Consider the following 17,631-nt stretch of genomic DNA (forward strand, 5'->3'; position numbering starts at 1 on the left):
AATGGGCAGGTGAATGAGGCCCTCCCCGTCAGCCGTCGCGTCGACCACGGCATCGCCAAGCTCATGCCCGATGTCGACCGGGAGCGGGCCTGGCTGCTGACCGTGGACGGGGCGCCCCAGTCGTACGTCGATCTCGACGACCCGGCCCACCTCGAATTCGAGTACGCCCGGCGGCTGGCCCATGCCGTGGACTGCGCCGCGGACGAGGGGGAACCCCTCGACGTGCTGCACCTCGGCGGTGGGGCGATGACCCTGCCCCGCTATGTCGCCGCCACCAGGCCGGGTTCCCGGCAGGTCGTGGTCGAGGCGGACCACGGGCTGCTCGCACTCGTGACCGACCACCTGCCCCTGCCGGGGACCGCGGACATCACGGTGCACGCCGACGATGCCCGCGGCTGGCTGGAGAAGGCGCCGGCGTGCAGCGTCGATGTGCTGATCGCGGATGTGTTCGGCGGCTCGCGGGTGCCCGCGCAGCTCACCTCACGCGAGTACGCGGGTGCCGCACGGCGCGTGCTGCGCCCGGGCGGCCTCTACGCCGCCAATCTCGCCGACGGTGCGCCTTTCGCCTTCCTCCGCTCGCAACTGGCCAACTTCGCCGCCGAGTTCGAGGAACTGGCGTTGGTCGCAGAGCCGGCCGTGCTGCGCGGACGGAGGTTCGGCAACGCGATACTGCTCGCCTCGCACCACCCGCTCGACCTCGCCGGCCTCGCCCGCCGCAGCGCGTCCGACGCCTTCCCCGCCCGTGTCGAACACGGCCGGGAGCTGCGCCGCCTCATCGGGGACGCCGAGCCGGTGGGCGACGGGGACGCCGTCGCCTCGCCAGAGCCGCCCGAAGGTGCCTTCGGTATCGGCTGAGGGCCCGAGGACCGAGTGGCCGCCCTCAGGTCCCAGGACCTCAGGACCCTGAGGCCGCCGCCGACACCGGGGGCGTGGACTCGATCCGGTGCCCGGCCACCTGGCGCGTACGCCTGGTCAGATTCCGTACGTCGGGCACCAGTAGCACCAGTCCCGTCACCAGCACGACGAGCGCCGCACACCCCCACAGCGACTCTTCCAGTCCGAACAGCTGCTCTGTGGGACCCGCCAGCGCCGTCGACAGGGGCAGCATCGCCGTGGAGCTGAACCAGTCGTACGCGGAGACCCGGGACAGCTTCTCCTCCGGCACCTCCTGGTGCAGCGCGGTCATCCACACCACACCGAACACCTCGATCGCGACACCACTGACGAACATCACCGCGGCAAGGCCACCGAAGGGCAACGGCACGGCCAGCGCTGCCGACGGCAGCGCCAGCGGGAACACGCACACAGTGCCCACGAACAGCATCCGCCGCGGTTTCCAGCGCGTCATCACAAGCGCCCCGCCGATGGTGCCCGCGCCGAACGCCGCCAGGGCCAGACCCCAGGGGCCCGCACCGCCCAGGGACTCCTCGGCCACCAGCGGTCCGTACACCGCCTCCGCCGCGCCCACGACCGCGTTCACCACGGCGAACTGCGCCGTGATCGACCACAGCCAGGTCCGGCCGGCGAACTCACTCCAGCCGTCGCGCAGATCGGCCAGCAGCCCGCCGCCGTTCCCGCGCCGCGGCACATGGCTGACATCCAGGAACGCCCGGAACGCGCCCGCCACCGCGAAGGCCGCGGCATCGACCGCCAGCACCCAGCCGGGACCGAATCCGGCGATCAGTACACCGCCCAGCGCGGCACCACCGATGCCCGCGCCGTGCATCGCCAGCCGGAAGAGCGCGAACGCCCTGCCTGCCTGCTCCCCGCGCACGCTGGAGATCAGCATGCCTTCGGCCGCGGGGTTGAAGAAGGCCTGCCCCGTGCCGCAGAGCGCGGTCAGCAGCATCATCTGCCAGAGCTGCGGCTCGCCCATGAGGACCAGCGCGGCGAACGCAGCCTGGGACACGCAGTTGAGCGCGTTCGCGGCCACCATCACCCGGTGGCGCGGCAGCCGGTCCGCGATGGCTCCGCCGATCAGCGTGAAGAGCACCAGCGGCAGGGTGCGCGCCGCCGCGACGAGCCCCACGTCCCCGCCGTCTCCGCCGGACTCCAGCACCGCGAACGCCGCCGCGATCAGCGCACCGTGGGTGCCCAGATTGGTGACGACCGCGGAGGCGGTCAGCAACGTGTAGTTGCGGCCCGCCCATTCCGGTCGGCGCGGGCGGCGGGGTGTACGGCTCCGGGGAGCCGGGGCGGGACCTGTCACCCGTGGACTATCGCCCGCCCCGGCCTTTCCTGCCAAACCGCACGCCGTGGCCGGGGACGATCAGGACGCGGAGGCCCCCGCAAGGCGCACCGTGCTCAGGACCTGCGCGATCGTCGCGTCCGGGAGCTCGTCCGGCACACCCTTGTTGGCGTAGAGAATCCAGTTCGCGAAGTCACCCTTGGCGTTCTTGAAGGAGAAGGCGATCGACTTGCCGTCGGTGTCGCACTTGTCGTCCTTCTTGACGCCGTCGATCCAGGCCGTCGAGACATGTCCGCTCAGCCCGGACTTCGTCGTGTACGGCTTCGGCTTGGTGAACTTGACCTTGCTCTGCGGCTCCGCCTGCCCGTAGGCGGCCCACACCCAGGTGCCGGCCTCACTGTGCGAGGCGCTGGCCGTGTCCTTGGCGCCCTGGCCGCCCTTGGTGCCGGTCCCGGCGAGGCTGGAGTCCTCGTCGCGGCCGTCCTTGTTGGAGTCGATGCTGCACCACTTGCTCTTGAAGTACGCGGGCGCCGTCATCATGATCAGCGGCGAGCCGTCGCCCTTCTCCTGGTCCTCGAACCCGGTGGCCACGCCCGTACCGGCCACCTCCCACTCCGGTGGCACGTCGAACTGGGTGCCGTGCTTGGGGTTGGTGACGACCTTCCAGCCGGTGATGAGCGGCTTGGCCTCGTTGGAGCCGTCGCGCGGGTTCGCGGTGGGGGAGGGAGCCTGGGTGGAGGGAGCGGGGGAGACGACCGGCTTCTTGCCGTCGTCGGCCCGGTCGTCGCCCTCGTCCTTGCCGTTCAGCACCACGGCGCCGGTGATGACCGCGGCGGCGACCACGGCCGTCGCGGCGACGATGGCGACGATGGTCGTCTTCTTGCGGTCCGACGACCCGCCGGGCCCGCCGGGCTGCGGAGGACCGGGCTGCGGCGGAGCGGGATGCGGGTACGGGGGTGTGGCCGGTTGCTGATGGGGATAGGGATTCGGCTGCTGCCCCGGCTGGGCATACGGATTCGGTTGCTGGTATCCCGGCTGCGCGTACGGGTTCGGCTGCTGGTATCCCGGCTGCGCGTACGGGTTCTGGTTCGGGTCCTGCGGGTTCTGCTCGCCCCCGGGCGGCTGCTGTCCTGGCCACATGGCCCCCAACCATAGAGGTTGGCGAGTTCATGTCGCCAAGCGCTCCCACCGCTGACATCCGCTGTCGCAATCCACCCCCGCCTTCTGTGCGGACATAACGGGTGGACATGCCCATCCGGAGTCCCGGCAGGGGATGGCCAAGACGGCTACTGGCCGGTAACATCCGTCCCTATGAGCGCAGACCAGATGTCCGCCGGCGAGCTTCTCCTCGCGACGGTTCCCATGGCCAGGACCCTCGACCTCGAGTTCCTGGAGAGCACCGCCGAACGCGCCGTGGTCCGTATGCCGGACCAGGCCGACTACCACAACCACGTCGGCGGCCCGCACGCCGGAGCGATGTTCACCCTCGCGGAGTCCGCGAGCGGTGCCATCGTGATCGCCGCTTTCGGCGAGCAGCTCAGCCGGGCCGTGCCGCTCGCCGTCAAGGCGGAGATCGGCTACAAGAAGCTGGCCATGGGCGTCGTCACGGCGACCGCCACCCTCGGCCGTCCCGCCGCCGAGGTCATCGCCGAGCTGGACGCGGGCGTCCGCCCCGAGTTCCCCGTCGAGGTCGCGATCACCCGCGAGGACGGCGCCGTGACGGGCGAGATGACCGTCCTGTGGACCCTGCGTCCCAACGCCTGAGCCACCCCCGGTCCCGGGAGCCACCCCGCCGCTCTGCCGTCCCGACGCGGGACGGCAGGGCGGCGGCTTTCGTCCGACCAGGTAGGCTTCCCGGCGTGTGCCACGGGGGCGCACGCCGGGCGGCACGAGCCCGAACACAACGGCCGCGCCCACGCCGCGCCCCGCGAACCACGGGCCCGGGCCGAACGACAACGGGAGGACCGGCGGTGCACGTCCAGGAGTGGCTCGAGACCATCCCGGCGGTGAGTATCTACATCCTGGTGGGTGTGGTCATCGGGCTGGAGAGCCTCGGCATTCCGCTGCCGGGCGAGATCGTCCTCGTCAGCTCCGCCCTCCTCGCCTCCCAGCACGGTGAGATCGACCCCTGGGTGCTCGGCATCTGCGCCAGCACCGGTGCCATCGTGGGCGACTCCATCGGCTACGCCATCGGACGCAAGGGCGGCCGGCCGCTGCTCGCCTGGTGCGGAAAGAAATTCCCCAAGCATTTCAGCGAGGCCAATATCGCGCTGGCGGAGCGGTCCTTCGAGAAATGGGGCATGTGGGCGGTCTTCTTCGGCCGCTTCGTGGCTCTGCTGAGGATCTTCGCCGGCCCGCTCGCCGGTGTGCTGCGCATGCCGTACTGGAAGTTCCTGATCGCCAATGTCTTCGGGGGCATCCTCTGGGCGGGCGGCACCACGGCGGTCATCTACTCGGTCGGCATCGTGGCCGAGGCCTGGCTCAAGCGCTTCTCGTGGCTCGGACTCGTGCTGGCCGTGCTGTTCGGCCTCACCTCGATGCTCGTGCTCCGGAACCGGGCCAAGAAGGCCGCGGCACGCAGCGCGGCCACGGACGGCGACGGCGGCGAACCGGTCGCGTCCTCCGCGGTGCAAGCCGACGCGGCCCAGAACTGACGATGTGACCAGCCCCTGCGGCGGTCACCCTCACGAGGAGCAGGCGATGGCACAGGGACAGCGGGCACTCATTTCCGGAGTCGGCGGGAAGCAGCCCCGGATCGACCCCGGCGCGTACGTCGCCCCCACCTCCGTCGTGATCGGCGAGGTCGCCCTGGCCGCCGGATCGAGCATCTGGTACCACGCCGTGCTGCGTGGCGACTGCGGCCCGATCGTGATCGGCGTGGACAGCAACGTCCAGGACAACTGCACGGTCCATGTCGATCCCGGCTTCCCCGTCACCGTCGGCGAGCGCGTGACCGTCGGGCACAACGCCGTACTGCACGGATGCACCGTCGAGGACGACGTCCTGATCGGCATGGGAGCGACCGTCCTCAACGGCGCCCATATCGGGGCGGGTTCACTCGTGGCGGCCCAGGCCCTCGTCCCGCAGGGGATGCGGGTGCCGCCCGGTTCACTCGTGGCCGGGGTACCGGCCAAGGTCAGGCGCGAACTGACGGACGAGGAGCGCGAAGGGCTCAAGGTCAACGCCCTCATGTACCTGGAACTGGCCAAGGAGCACCAGGCGGTGACCGAGGGCTGACCGCCGCCCACCCGATGCCTGACGAGCGGCTGCCGGCCGGTGCGCTGATTCACGGCGCGGTCCCCGGGTAGCCGCAGCGTACGCACACGGCAACGCAATCCCGGGAAAGGCATACGGCATGACCACTCCGACACAGCCGCCCCCCGACGGACCCGAACCCGTGCCCAGCGGTCCGCGACCGGTACCCCGCGATCCACAGCCTTCGCCGCCTGCTCCCGAACCCGGTCACGAGCCGCCGGGAGAGCCGGAGCCGGGCACCCGGCCGGTGCCGGAGCCCCCCGACTGACCATGCGCTCAGCGTCACCGATTGCGGACATTGAGTGATCGGCGCAAGGTGGATATGCCAGTCCACCCCCACGTGAAGGGACCGCCGTCATGGCTAAGGCAAAGGCAAAGGCGAAGCAGGCCAAGGGCAAGATGAAGGAGACCGCGGGCAAGGCCATGGGCGACCGCTCCATGCAGGCCGAGGGCCGTGGCGAACAGGCCGCGGGCAAGGCCCAGGAGACCGCGGAGAACACGGCCGAGCGGATGAAGCGGCCCGCGCGGTAAATGCGGTGACCAGCGCCGGGCCAATGGTCCGGCCAGGGCGGCTGCACCTGCCACCGCGGGTGCAGCCGCCCTTGCGTGGCCGCTGTCCGCTGCTGCCGGCTGCTATTGGCCGGCTTCCCCGCCGCCCCGCCGCACACTGCCCCGCACCCGGCGCTTGAGGTCGCCCAGCCACTGATGGCCCGCCGAGCGGGTCCGCGAATGCCGGTCGAGTTCCTCGATCAGGCGCTCGCTGCGCTTCTCCACGTCCAGCTCGTCCAGGATCCGGTCCGCCTCGGCGAGCAGCGCCCCATGGAGCTGCCAGTGCGCGGTCTCCGCCCGGACGCCCAGCAGTAGCAGAGCCACCCGTTCCCGGCACTGCCGGCCCGCGGCCAGCTCGGTGGCGAGGCGCTCCTCCGCCTCCTCCGCGTTCTCCGCGACCTGCGACGTGATCAGTACGACGAAATCCCCGATGGCGGTGGACAGGTGCCCGTAGAGCTCCTGGAGCGAGGCCGTCAGCGGTGGGGGGAAAAGCGTGCCCGACGGCTGCGTCTTGGCGAGATCGGTGAGCGTACGGCAGGACACCCTCAGGATCACCGCGCAGATCTCCAGCGCGTCGAGGCCGGTGCGGAGCACCAGCCGGGAGAGCACCGGTTCCTTGACCCGGGGGTTCAGGCGCAGGCTGTCCTCCGCCTGGCGCAGCGCCGCGTCCACATGGGCGATGTCATGGTCGAGACGGCGGGCCTCGTGCAGCCGTGCCGCCGCCCGCTCCACGGGCGTGTGCTCGCCGAGCTGCTCGGACATGTGAGTCAGTAGGTTCCGCATCCGGGAGGCCAGTCCGTCGATGGCCTGACTCGCGTCATTCACCCATACGGGCGGTACGAGCAGCACGTTGAACAGCAGGCCCACGACGGCACCGATCAGGGTCTCCAGCACGCGGTCCCATGCCGTCGCCGTCACCTGGGTCACGCCCAGCACGAGCATGGCGCTGATCGCGACCTCGGGCACGAACTCGCCGACCTTCACGAACCGCCCGATCACCAGCGAGGCGAGGATCACCAGCCCGAGGCTCCACCAGGTCAGCCCCACCAGCGAGCTGAACCCGATGGCGATGAGCACTCCGGCGACGACCGCGTTCACCCGGCGGATGCCGGTGGTGAGGGTCGAGTACAGGGTGACCTGTACGACGAGAAGCGCGGTCAGGGGGGCGGTCAGCGGCAAGGGCTCACTGCTGAGCTGGAGGGCGACGACATAGGAGATGACCGCCGCGGCGGTCGACCGCGCCGTTTGGACGACGGCCGGTTCACGATGGCGCCGTACGAACTGGCGCAGTGGCTCCGTGGCTTCCGACACCCCACCAGACTGCCGTGCACGGGGCCGCGTACGTGGGACGGCGCGGCCGTGGGGCGAAGATCACAGCCCGCCGTTCTGACTGGTCAGGTCACCGCCGACTACCGTGTCGGAGTGCCCAAGAACAGAAACACGTTCTCATCGTTCGCCGCCTGGCGTCGGCGTGTCCTGGCCGGCGCCGTGCAGAGCGGCTGGCGCTGGGTGCAGCGGACGGGAGCGGTGACCGCTGAGAGCCCCGGGCGGCTGCGCTTCCGGAGCATCGGGGCGGGCACCCGGCTCGCGTTTCCGCAGGGCACGGTGTTCGGTGCGCCGTGGATCGAACTGGGGGAGTGCTGCATCATCGGCGAGCAGGTCACCCTGACCGCGGGCATGATGCCGGATCTCGACCTCGGGCCGGACCCGATCCTGACTCTGGGCAACGGTGTGGTCCTCGGCCGCGGTAGTCATGTGATCGCCGACACCAGGGTGTCCATCGGGTCGGACACCTACTGCGGGCCCTACGTCTACATCACGTCGACCAACCACAGTTACGACGACCCGCACCAGCCGGTGGGCAAGCAGTGGCCCCGTACCGACCCGGTCGAGATCGGCCCCGGCTGCTGGCTGGGCACGGGCGCGGTGATCCTTCCCGGAGCGCGCCTCGGGCGCAACGTGGTGGTCGCCGCGGGTGCCGTGGTCCGCGGTGACGTACCCGACCACGCGGTGGTGGCCGGGGCGCCCGCCAGGGTCGTGCGCCGCTGGGACGCCGAGCGCGGCTGGCAGCCGCCGCTGCGGACGCCGGCGCCGGTGCCGATTCCGGAGGGTGTCACTCCGGACGATCTGCGGGCGCTCGCCGAGCTCGATCTGGAACTGGAGCCGGACGAGACCTGACGGCCGTTGGGCCCGACGGCGAGGAAAACTGCCGCTGGACCCGACGGCGAGGGAACTGCCCCTGGAGCGTCGAGGCAGGGTCAGCCGCTGGCGAGCAGCACGGTGCCGATGAGCGAGAGCCCCGCGCCGGCCGCCTGCACGGCACGCAGCCGCTCCTTGAGCACGCCTCGCGCGGCCAGTGCCGTCACCACCGGGTAGAGCGAGGCGAGTACGGCGGCCACGGTCACGGGACCGTACTGCGCGGCGATCGAGTAGGTGCCGTTCGCGGCGACATCCGCGAGTCCGACGAAGGCGAGCGCGGGCAGCGAGCCGCGGACGACCCCCAAGCCGCCCTGTTCCGGAAGGGCCCGGCCGCCCCTCCTGACGGAAACGAACAGCGCCGCGCCGCCGACGGCGACATTGGTGACCCGCTGGACGAACAGAGCCAGGAAGAGCCCGGTGAGCGTGGTCGACGCCTCGGAGATCAGTGCCATCACCGAGCCGAAGCCGAAGGCGGCGAGCAGGGTCAGCAGGATCGACTGCCGCTGCACCGGGGCTCCGCGCAGCTCGGGGCCGCCGGCCAGCAGGACACCCACCACGGCCACGCCGATGCCCGCGAACTGCATGAGACCCGGCCGGTCCCCGAGCAGCAGCCCCACGGAGACCGGTACGACGACCCCGATCGAGCCGAGCGGCGACACCACGCCCATCGGGCCGAGCGCCAGGGCCCGGTAGAAGCTGAGCATCGCGACCGGCCCGACGACACCGGCGGCCACGGCGTACCAGAGCTCCGGCCCCGCTTCGTGAAGACCCCCGGTGGCGAGCACGACCGCACCGAGCACGACCACGGCGATGGCCTGGGAGACCACGACGACGGTGAGGGCCGGGATGCGCCGGGTCAGCAGACCGCCGCCGAAGTCGGCCAGCCCCCACAGGAGACTGGTGGCCAGGGCGAACAGCGCGGTCATGGGGAGCCTCGCAGTACAGTGTGATGAACGATGGGGTGCAGCTCAGCGTAGTGCAGCCTGTTGAACTCTATCAATTAAAATATTGGACGGAACGTGTCGGACCTCGACCAGCTCACGCAGTCGCTCGCCCGCAACCTCAAGCGCTGGCGCGGTGAGCGGGGCTTCACCCTCGACGCCCTCGCTGCCCGCTCCGGCGTGAGCCGCGGCATGATCATCCAGATCGAGCAGGCACGGACCAACCCGAGCGTCGGTACCACGGTGAAGCTCGCCGATGCACTCGGGGTCAGCATCACCACCCTCCTCGACTTCGAGCAGGGCCCGCAGGTCCGCCTGGTCCCGCCGGAGCAGGCGGTCCGCATGTGGTCGACCCCGGCCGGTAGTTCCACCACCCTGCTGGTGGGTGCGGACGCCAGGGGGCCCCTGGAGATGTGGGCCTGGACGCTCATGCCCGGCGACGAGAGCGCATCCGACCCGCATCCGGGCGGAACGGTGGAACTGCTGCATGTCACGGCCGGTGAACTCACCCTCGTCATCGACGGCGAATCCCATGCCGTACCGGCCGGCACCTCGGCCAGCTTCGAGGCCGGCGTGCCGCACACCTATCGCAACGAGGGCCCCGAGACGGTCGAGATGACCATGACGGTCGCCGTGCCGCCCGCCCGCTGAAGCCGGGGCGGGGTCCCCTCAGCCCAGGCGCGGGATCTCGATCGCGGGGCAGCGGTCCATCACCATGTCGAGCCCGGCGTCCCGGGTCCTCACGCAGGCCTCCTCGTCGATCACGCCCAGCTGGAACCACACGGCCCTCGCGCCCTTGGTGACCGCCTCGTCCGCGACGGCCCCGGCAAGCCCGCTGTTGACGAAGACATCCACGACGTCGACCGGGAAGGGAATCTCCTCGAGCGAGGCGTAACCGGGTTCCCCGTGGACCGTCTCCGCCTTGGGGTGCACCGGCACCACGCGCTTGCCGAACCGCTGGAGCACCCTGGCGACGCCGTAGGCCGCGCGGGACTCGTTGTTCGAAAGGCCGACCACCGCCCAGGTGTCTCCGGACTCCGTGAGGATCTTGCGGACCGTGTCTGCGTCTGCGTCTGCGTACATGCCGGGCACAACCGGCGGGTGGGTCCGCCCATTCCCCGGCTTTCCTCGCGCTCCGCAGCGCCGCATAGGCTGGCCGGATGCAGGAGCAGTACCAGACGGTCGCCCGTGAGGGCGTGCACGAGACCGAGATCAACCGATCGCGCTTCATCTGCGCGCTCGCGCCCGCCGCGACCGAGCAGGAGGCCCAGGACTTCGTCGCACGCATCCGCAGGGAGCACCCCACCGCGACCCACAACTGCTATGCCTACGTCATCGGCGCCGACGCCGCCATCCAGAAGGCGAGCGATGACGGGGAGCCAGGTGGCACGGCGGGGGTGCCGATGCTCCAGATGCTGATGCGCCGAGAGGTCCGCTATGCCGTGGCCGTCGTCACGCGGTACTACGGCGGGGTGAAGCTCGGCGCCGGCGGACTGATCCGCGCCTACGGCGGCGCGGTCGGCGAGGCCCTCGACACCCTGGGCACCGTCACCAGCCGGCGCTTCCGGCTCGCCAGCGTCACGGTCGACCACCAGCGGGCGGGCAGGCTGGAGAACGACCTCCGGGCGGCCGGGCGTCTGGTGCGGGAGGTGCGCTACGGCGAGTCGGTGACCATCGAGATCGCGCTGCCGGACGCTGATGTGGACACCTTCCGGGCGTGGCTCGCGGATACCACCGCGGGCAGAGCGGAGCTGCTGCTGGGCGGGGAGGCCTACGGCGAGGCGTGAGGCGGCACCGGTGCCCGGCGTCCGGGCTCGCCGGGCCCGTCGGAGCGGTAGCGTGGTCGCTGCTGATCGTGGTGTCCCGTATGAGCGGGCAAAGGGGAACGGAAACATGCAGGTCGGGGCGGGCTCGTGAGGATTCTGCACACATCGGACTGGCACCTCGGGCGGTCCTTCCACCGTGTGGGCCTGCTGGACGCCCAGGCGGCCTTCCTCGACCACCTGGTGGCCACGGTCCGCGAGCGGGCCATCGACGCGGTCCTGGTGGCAGGTGACGTGTACGACCGTGCCGTGCCGCCCCTTGCGGCGGTGGAGCTCTTCGACGACGTACTGCACCGGCTGGCGGACGCGGGCGTGCCCACAGTCATGATCTCCGGGAACCACGACTCCGCACGGCGGCTCGGCGTCGGCGCCGGGCTGATGGAACGGGCCGGTATCCATCTGCGCACCTCTCCCGGCGGCTGCGCCACCCCCGTCGTGCTCGCCGACGCACACGGCGAGGTCGCCTTCTACGGACTGCCCTACCTGGAGCCCTCCCTGGTGCGGGACGAGCTGGGGGCAGCCGACGCCGGTCACGAGGCCGTGCTCGGCGCCGCGATGCGCCGGGTACGCGAGGACCTCGCCCAGCGCCCCCGCGGCACCCGCAGCGTGGTGCTCGCACACGCCTTCGTGACCGGAGGCCTGCCGAGCGACAGCGAGCGGGACATCACCGTGGGCGGGGTCGCCGCAGTGCCCGCGGGTGTCTTCGACGGCGTCGACTACGCGGCCCTCGGGCATCTGCACGGCTGCCAGACCATCAACGAGCGCGTGCGCTACTCCGGTTCACCGCTCGCCTACTCCTTCTCCGAGACCGACCACCGCAAGACCATGTGGCAGGTCGACCTGGGGCCGGACGGCGGTATCGCCGCCGAGCGCGTCGACTGCCCCGTGCCCCGCCCGCTCGCCCGGATCAGCGGACGACTGGAGGAACTCCTCGCTGACCCCGGGCTGACCCGCCACGAGCACTCCTGGACCGAGGCGACGCTCACCGACCCCGTACGCCCCGCCGACCCCATGGCCAGGCTCACCGAACGCTTCCCACACGTCCTCAACCTGGTGTTCTCGCCCGATCGGGCCGAGGAGGACCCGCACGGCAGCTACGCACAGCGGCTGCGTGACCGTGACGACCAGCAGATCGCCGAGGACTTCGTCGCCCATGTACGGGGCGGTGCGGTGCCCGACGAGCGGGAACGCGCGGTGCTGCGCGGGGCCTTCGACGACGTGCGGGTCGACGCGGCGGTGCGCGAGGTGACCGGGTGAGGCTGCACCGACTCGCCGTGACCGCCTTCGGGCCCTTCGGCGCCCGGCAGGACGTCGACTTCGACACGCTCAGCGCGGCCGGTCTCTTCCTGCTGCACGGCCCGACCGGCGCGGGCAAGACCTCCGTGCTCGACGCCGTCTGCTACGCGCTCTACGGAGCGGTACCGGGCGACCGGCAGAGCCCCGGCACCTCGTTGCGCAGCGATCACGCCGCATCCGGTACGTCCACGGAAGTGTGCCTGGAACTGACGGTGGCCGGGCGCAGGCTGGAGATCACCAGGCGGCCCGCGCAGACCCGCCCCAAGAAGAAGGGCACCGGCCTCACCACCGAGAAAGCCCAGAGCCGGCTGCGGGAGTACGACCACGAGGTCGGCGAGTGGAAGGGGCTGAGCCGCTCCCACCAGGAGATCGGCGAGGAGGTCACCCAACTCGTCGGAATGAGCAGGGAGCAGTTCTGCCAGGTGGTCCTGCTGCCGCAGGGCGACTTCGCCCGCTTTCTGCGGGCCGACGCGGAGGCGCGGGGGAGGCTCCTCGGACGGCTCTTCGACACGCGGCGCTTCGCTGCCGTCGAGGAGCGCCTCGCGGCACTGCGGCGAGGGGCGGAGCAGCAGGTACGCGAGGGTGACGAGCGGCTGCTGGCCATCGCCCACCGGTTGGCGCAGGCGGCGGGCGGCGCGGGGCGGGGCTGGCCGGCCCCGGACGGCCGGCCCGGCGATGCCGGCCTCGCCGCGTCCGTGCTCGACTGGGCCGCCGTGGCCCGGGCAGGATCGAGGGAGTTCCTCACCATTGCCGAGTGCGCGCTTACCGCAGCGGAGAGCCGTCAGCACGTGGCAGGGCGCGCGCTGGACGAGGAGCGCGAGCTCGCACGGCTCCAGGACCGGTACGCGCAGACCCGCAGGCGCCTGGCCGAGCTGAAGGCCGCGGAGCCGGAGCGGGACCGGGTCAAGGCGCGGCTCGACGGGGCGCGCAAGGCGGAGCTCGTCGGCCCGGCCCTGCGTCTGCGGGGTGACGCGGAGCGGGAGCACCGCTCGGCGAACCACACGTGGGAAGGCCTGAGGGGCTCGTTGCCCGGCTCGCTCGCCGACGCGGGCGGCGAGCGGCTCACCGCCTTGGAGCGCGAACTGCGGCAGGAACTGGGCGGCTTCGACGCGGCGCGCCGCGCCGAAGCCCGCGCCACCGAACTCCGGCGCGAGCGCACCGAGCTCGACCGGCAGTCCCAGGCGGACGAGGAGCTCCTGCGCGACGCGGAGACCTGGCTCGCCGGGTGGGAATCGCTGCGCGGCGACCTCCGGACCCGTATCGACACGGCGCGGGACGCGGCGACCCACGCCGAACACCTCGCGGCCCAGCTCGACCGCGCCCGCCGCCGTACGGCCGCCGCCCGTGAACGCGACCGCCTCGCCGGCCGTGCCAACGCGCTCCAGGACACCCTCCGCGCCGCCCGCGACCACGCCCACGGCGCGCGCGAGTCCTGGCTCGACCTCAAGGAACGCCGTCTGCGCGGCATCGCGGCGGAACTGGCCACCGCGCTGGCCCCGGGAACCCCCTGCACCGTATGCGGCTCTCCGGACCACCCGGCCCCGGCCCGCACCGCGGAACAGCCCATCGACCGCGGGCAGGAAGAGGCGGCGTACGACGCGTATACGAGGGCCGACGCGAAGCGCGCCGACACGGAACGCGAACTCGCCGTCATCCACGAGTCGCTGACCACCGCCCGCCGCGCGGCCCGGGAACCGGCGCTGCTCCCTGAGGGCCGGGAAGCCTTCGGCGAGAGCGGTACGGAGACTGCACTCGGTGCGGGGGGCACGACCGGGCTTCCCGGCACGTCAGCCGGGTCCGACGCCGGAGCCGAGCCCGGCGGCCTGAGTGGGCCGGACCCCGACGTGGGCGAGTTGGCCGCCGTCGTCCTACGGCTCGAGCGCGAGCACCGCGAGGCGCATCTGCTCGCGGCGGATACGCATGAGGCGCGTGAGGCGCTGACCAGGGCCGAGCATGAGCACGCGGGGAGGCTTGCCGAGCGTCAGGAGACCGGGCGGCGGGCCGCGGCACGGACATCGCGGCGGGAGGTGCTCGACCGCGAGCTGGCGGTGCTGGACGCCGAGGTGGCCCGCGCCACCGGGGGCGCGGGGAGCGTTGCCGAGCGGGCGGCGCTGCTTGAGCGGCGGATCGGACTGCTCGGCGCGGCCGCCGAGGCCGCCCGGGTCGCCGAGGACACCGCGCAGCGGCTGAAGCAAGCCGATGACCGGCTCTCCGACGCCGCCTTCCGCGCCGGGTACCGCACGCCGGAAGAGGCCGCATCCGCGCTGCTGGGCGACGACGGGCAGCGCGAGCTGCAGCACCGGCTCGATGCCTGGCAGCAGGAGGCGGCAGCGGTCGCCGACCGGCTCGCCGAGGCCGAGGCCCGGGATGCGGCCGAGCACGCACCCGCGGACCCGGATGCCGCGCAGCGGGCCCACGACGACGCCGAACGGCTTCTGCGTGGAGCGGCGTCGGCGCTCGCGTCGGCCCGGGAACGCTGCGCCGAAGTCGACCGGCTCTCCGCACAGGCGGCCACCGAGGTGCGTCGCCTCGGGCCGCTGCGCGAGGAGTACGACCGCCTTGCCCGTCTCGCCGGGCTCACCGCGGGTACGTCCGCCGAGAACGAGCGCAGGATGCGACTGGAGTCGTATGTCCTCGCGGCCCGCCTCGAGCAGGTTGCCGCCGCGGCCAGCGTCCGGCTGCAGCGGATGTCCGCCGGGCGCTACACCCTGGTCCACTCGGACAGCCGGTCGGGCGGCAAACGCGCCGGCCTCGGACTGCATGTGGTCGACGCCTGGACCGGCCGGGAGCGGGACACCGCCACGCTCTCCGGAGGAGAGACGTTCTTCGCCTCGCTCGCCCTCGCGCTCGGGCTCGCCGACGTGGTGACCGACGAGGCAGGCGGCGTACGCCTGGACACGCTCTTCATCGACGAGGGCTTCGGCAGCCTGGACGACCAGACCCTCGACGAGGTGCTCGACGTCCTCGACTCGCTGCGCGAACGCGACCGCAGCGTCGGGATCGTCAGCCATGTCGCCGATCTGCGTCGCCGCGTCCCCGTGCAGCTGGAGGTCGTCAAAGAGCGGCACGGCTCCCGGGTTCGGCTGCGCACGGCGCCGCTGAGGGGCTGACGGGCCGGCTGGGCAGGGGAGACGAGTACACGGCGCTCGTGGTCACCGATCCGAGTGTGCCGATCCTCCCGGTGATCTCCTCCAGATGCCGCATCGACCGGGCGGCGACCTCGAGGACGAAGCAGTCGTCCCCACGGCACTCTCTCCCTGCAGGCCGAACGGCTGCAGGATCGCACAGTGCCCGTGGTGACGTACTGCTGGGGACCCGGCTGCAACGGCGCCGCGCGCGCGGCGCCGGCGTTCGCCGAACTCGGCTACCAGGTCAAGGAGATGCTCGGCGGCTTCGAGTACTGGGTACGGGAAGGATTCGCCTATGAATCCGCGGCATCCGTCTCGTCCGGCCCGGCCCGCCGTGCCCCTGACCCGCTGATCGCGCCGGTGGAGGCCGGGGACTGCGGTTGCTGAGCGGACCAGGGGCCCCGTCGCGCACGGCCGCGCGGCGGGGCCCCTTCGTACCGGGCGTGCCCGGGTCAGAGCCTGGAAAGCTCGTCGACCAGATCGTCAAGGCCCAGCGAGCCCTGGGAGAGCGCCGCCATGTGCCAGGCCTTGGCGTCGAACACCTCACCGCGTGCGGCTCGCGCGGCACGGGCGTTCTCACGGCCCTGGAGCCAGGCGCGCTCGCCGAGTTTGTAGCCGATGGCCTGGCCCGGCACGGAGAGGTAGCGGGTCAGCTCGCTCTCCACGAACTCCGCCGGATGGCCGGCGTAGTGGCCGAAGAACTCCTGGGCCAGGGCCGGTGTCCAGGGCTCGCCCGGGTGGAAGGGGGAGTCGGCCGGAATGGCGAGTCCGAGGTGCATACCGATGTCGATGATCACCCGGCAGGCGCGCATCATCTGCGCGTTCAGATACCCCAGTCGGCGCTCCGGGTCGGGGAGGAAGCCGAGCTCGTCCATCAGCCGCTCCGCGTACAGGGCCCAGCCCTCGACGTTCGCACTGACCCCGCCGACGGTCGCCTGGTAGCGCGAGAGCTGGTCGGCGACGTGCGCCCACTGGGCGAGCTGGAGGTGGTGGCCCGGCACGCCCTCGTGGTACCACGTCGACACCAGGTCGTACACCGGGAAACGGGTCTTGCCCATGGTCGGCAGCCAGGTCTGGCCAGGGCGCGAGAAGTCCTCCGACGGACCGGTGTAGTACGGGGCCGCCGCGCTGCCCACCGGGGCGATGCGGGACTCCACCTTCCGCACCCGCTCGGCCAGTTCGAAGTGGGTGCCGTCGAGCGCCTCGACCGCCTCGTCCATCAGCTTCTGGAGCCACAGCCGGACTTCTTCGACGCCCTCGATGTGCGTGCCGTGCTCGTCGAGGTGGGCGATGGCCTCCCAGGGGTCCGCGCCGGGAAGGATCTTGTCGGCCTCGGTCCTCATCTCGTCGAGCAGCCGGTGGAACTCGGACCAGCCGTACGCGTACGCGTCGTCGAGGTCCAGGTCGATGCCCAGGAAGTAGCGGCTCCAGCGGGCGTACCGCTCGCGCCCCACCGTGTCGGGAGCGCTCGCGATCGCCGGAGCGTAGACGTCGCGCATCCAGTCGTGCAGTCCGACGAACGCCGCCGTGGCCACCTGGGCGGCGTCCTCCAGCTCGGCGCGCAGATCGTCCGGGCCCCCCGAGACGAAATCCTCGAACCAGCTCCGTCCACCTCCGGCCGGTGGCTTCGCAGCGCCGGCCGTCGATCCGTCCTGCTCGGCCGCGCCCTTCGTCGCCCTCGTGTCCTCTGCGTCCGCCGCGCCCGACCACTTCGCGAGCTGGCCGACGACCGCCGCGGTGGCCCGCGGCCCGGCGGGCAGACCGCGCTCGAGACCGAGGGTCAGTGCGGCCCGGTACCCACCGAGTGCCTCCGGTACGGCTCGCAGTCGCTCGGCAACCGCGGCCCAGTCCGCCTTCGACTCGGTCGCCATCACGGTGAAGACACTGCGTACCGAATGGACCGGGGAGCGCAGATTGCTGACCGCGCGCAGCCCCTCGCCGGCCTCGTGCACCGCCAGTGAGGCCGTGAGACGTTCCCGCAGCAGCCGGGCACAGCGCCGCTCCTGGTCCGCGGCCGCGCCGGGCAGCCCCTCCGCCAGATCGAGCCGGGCCAGGGTCGCGCGCGTGAGCGCGGCCGTGGCCTCCAGGCCGGCCGGGGAGAAATCGGGGAGCCGACCCGCACTCTCCGGAACCCCCAGATAGGTTCCGGCGACCGGGTCGAGATCGATGAGGGCGTCTACATAGGCGTCTGCGATCTGGCGGGGCAGTGCGCTGCTCGGTGTCTCTGGCATGCGTTCATCCTGATACGCGCG

16 protein-coding genes and 2 pseudogenes are annotated in these 17,631 nt (G+C 72.0%); 11 read left to right on the plus strand and 7 right to left on the minus strand.

Features of this window, described 5'->3' with window-relative positions; translation table 11 throughout:
• Window positions 1–9 precede the first annotated feature (9 nt).
• Window positions 10–855 (plus strand): fused MFS/spermidine synthase, encoded by an 846-nt coding sequence (locus ABZ532_RS18915; RefSeq protein ID WP_361284408.1) that lies wholly within the window; start codon window positions 10–12, stop codon window positions 853–855.
• 40 nt (window positions 856–895) lie between these two features.
• On the opposite strand, the gene ABZ532_RS18920 is transcribed toward ABZ532_RS18915, so the two are convergent.
• Window positions 896–2,209 (minus strand): MFS transporter, encoded by a 1,314-nt coding sequence (locus ABZ532_RS18920; RefSeq protein WP_361284411.1) that lies wholly within the window; start codon window positions 2,207–2,209, stop codon window positions 896–898.
• Window positions 2,210–2,269: 60 nt separating this feature from the next.
• Complete coding sequence (locus ABZ532_RS18925) at window positions 2,270–3,328, minus strand: hypothetical protein (RefSeq protein WP_361284414.1); 1,059 nt, start codon at window positions 3,326–3,328, stop codon at window positions 2,270–2,272.
• A gap of 186 nt (window positions 3,329–3,514) precedes the next feature.
• Between ABZ532_RS18925 and ABZ532_RS18930 the strand changes: the two genes are divergently transcribed.
• From ABZ532_RS18930 to ABZ532_RS18945, 4 genes are all read left to right on the plus strand, one after another.
• Window positions 3,515–3,952 (plus strand): DUF4442 domain-containing protein, encoded by a 438-nt coding sequence (locus ABZ532_RS18930; protein WP_361284753.1) that lies wholly within the window; start codon window positions 3,515–3,517, stop codon window positions 3,950–3,952.
• A 206-nt stretch (window positions 3,953–4,158) separates the two neighbouring features.
• The gene (locus ABZ532_RS18935) at window positions 4,159–4,842 is read left to right on the plus strand and encodes a DedA family protein (protein WP_361284417.1); all 684 of its coding nucleotides are present in this window, start codon (window positions 4,159–4,161) and stop codon (window positions 4,840–4,842) included.
• A gap of 46 nt (window positions 4,843–4,888) precedes the next feature.
• A complete protein-coding gene (locus ABZ532_RS18940; RefSeq protein WP_361284420.1) occupies window positions 4,889–5,425 on the plus strand; it encodes a gamma carbonic anhydrase family protein in 537 nt (178 codons plus the stop codon).
• Between the two features lie 375 nt (window positions 5,426–5,800).
• Entirely contained in the window at window positions 5,801–5,974 is a 174-nt protein-coding gene (locus tag ABZ532_RS18945; RefSeq protein ID WP_361284422.1) for a CsbD family protein, read from the plus strand.
• Between the two features lie 102 nt (window positions 5,975–6,076).
• Here ABZ532_RS18945 and ABZ532_RS18950 read toward each other — a convergent pair whose 3' ends face one another.
• Window positions 6,077–7,303 (minus strand): aromatic acid exporter family protein, encoded by a 1,227-nt coding sequence (locus ABZ532_RS18950; protein WP_361284425.1) that lies wholly within the window; start codon window positions 7,301–7,303, stop codon window positions 6,077–6,079.
• Between the two features lie 111 nt (window positions 7,304–7,414).
• Between ABZ532_RS18950 and ABZ532_RS18955 the strand changes: the two genes are divergently transcribed.
• Window positions 7,415–8,170: an acyltransferase gene (locus ABZ532_RS18955; protein ID WP_361284428.1), complete on the plus strand. Its 756-nt coding sequence runs from the start codon at window positions 7,415–7,417 to the stop codon at window positions 8,168–8,170.
• 80 nt (window positions 8,171–8,250) lie between these two features.
• Here ABZ532_RS18955 and ABZ532_RS18960 read toward each other — a convergent pair whose 3' ends face one another.
• Window positions 8,251–9,117 carry a DMT family transporter gene (locus ABZ532_RS18960; protein ID WP_361284431.1) on the minus strand — a complete coding sequence of 289 codons (867 nt, stop codon included), beginning with the start codon at window positions 9,115–9,117 and terminating at the stop codon, window positions 8,251–8,253.
• 93 nt (window positions 9,118–9,210) lie between these two features.
• On the opposite strand from ABZ532_RS18960, the gene ABZ532_RS18965 reads away from it, so the two are divergent.
• The gene (locus ABZ532_RS18965) at window positions 9,211–9,783 is read left to right on the plus strand and encodes an XRE family transcriptional regulator (protein ID WP_361284434.1); all 573 of its coding nucleotides are present in this window, start codon (window positions 9,211–9,213) and stop codon (window positions 9,781–9,783) included.
• Window positions 9,784–9,801: 18 nt separating this feature from the next.
• On the opposite strand, the gene ABZ532_RS18970 is transcribed toward ABZ532_RS18965, so the two are convergent.
• On the minus strand, window positions 9,802–10,215 hold the full coding sequence (locus ABZ532_RS18970; RefSeq protein ID WP_361284437.1) for a CoA-binding protein: 414 nt from the start codon (window positions 10,213–10,215) through the stop codon (window positions 9,802–9,804).
• Window positions 10,216–10,292: 77 nt separating this feature from the next.
• Here ABZ532_RS18970 and ABZ532_RS18975 point away from each other — a divergent pair, with 77 nt between their 5' ends.
• The 3 genes from ABZ532_RS18975 to ABZ532_RS18985 all read left to right on the plus strand — a co-directional run bounded on the left by ABZ532_RS18975 (window position 10,293) and on the right by ABZ532_RS18985 (window position 15,361).
• Entirely contained in the window at window positions 10,293–10,919 is a 627-nt protein-coding gene (locus ABZ532_RS18975) for a YigZ family protein (RefSeq protein ID WP_361284440.1), read from the plus strand.
• Between the two features lie 126 nt (window positions 10,920–11,045).
• Window positions 11,046–12,212: an exonuclease SbcCD subunit D gene (locus ABZ532_RS18980; protein WP_361284443.1), complete on the plus strand. Its 1,167-nt coding sequence runs from the start codon at window positions 11,046–11,048 to the stop codon at window positions 12,210–12,212.
• Window positions 12,209–15,361 (plus strand): SMC family ATPase, encoded by a 3,153-nt coding sequence (locus tag ABZ532_RS18985; protein WP_361284446.1) that lies wholly within the window; start codon window positions 12,209–12,211, stop codon window positions 15,359–15,361. Before ABZ532_RS18980 ends, ABZ532_RS18985 begins: the two co-directional genes overlap by 4 nt.
• Here ABZ532_RS18985 and ABZ532_RS18990 read toward each other — a convergent pair.
• A pseudogene (locus ABZ532_RS18990) lies at window positions 15,306–15,494 on the minus strand (hypothetical protein); the annotation flags it as partial. The gene ABZ532_RS18985 and the pseudogene ABZ532_RS18990 sit on opposite strands and share 56 nt — an antisense overlap.
• 17 nt (window positions 15,495–15,511) lie before the next feature.
• Here ABZ532_RS18990 and ABZ532_RS18995 point away from each other — a divergent pair.
• Window positions 15,512–15,766 (plus strand): annotated as a pseudogene (locus ABZ532_RS18995) (rhodanese-like domain-containing protein); the annotation flags it as partial.
• 65 nt (window positions 15,767–15,831) lie between these two features.
• On the opposite strand, the gene ABZ532_RS19000 reads toward ABZ532_RS18995, so the two are convergent.
• The gene (locus tag ABZ532_RS19000; protein ID WP_361284449.1) at window positions 15,832–17,610 is read right to left on the minus strand and encodes a DUF885 domain-containing protein; all 1,779 of its coding nucleotides are present in this window, start codon (window positions 17,608–17,610) and stop codon (window positions 15,832–15,834) included.
• Between the last annotated feature and the right edge of the window lie 21 nt (window positions 17,611–17,631).

The organism is Streptomyces sp. NPDC019396 (genome assembly GCF_040632375.1).
Lineage (GTDB): Bacteria > Actinomycetota > Actinomycetes > Streptomycetales > Streptomycetaceae > Streptomyces.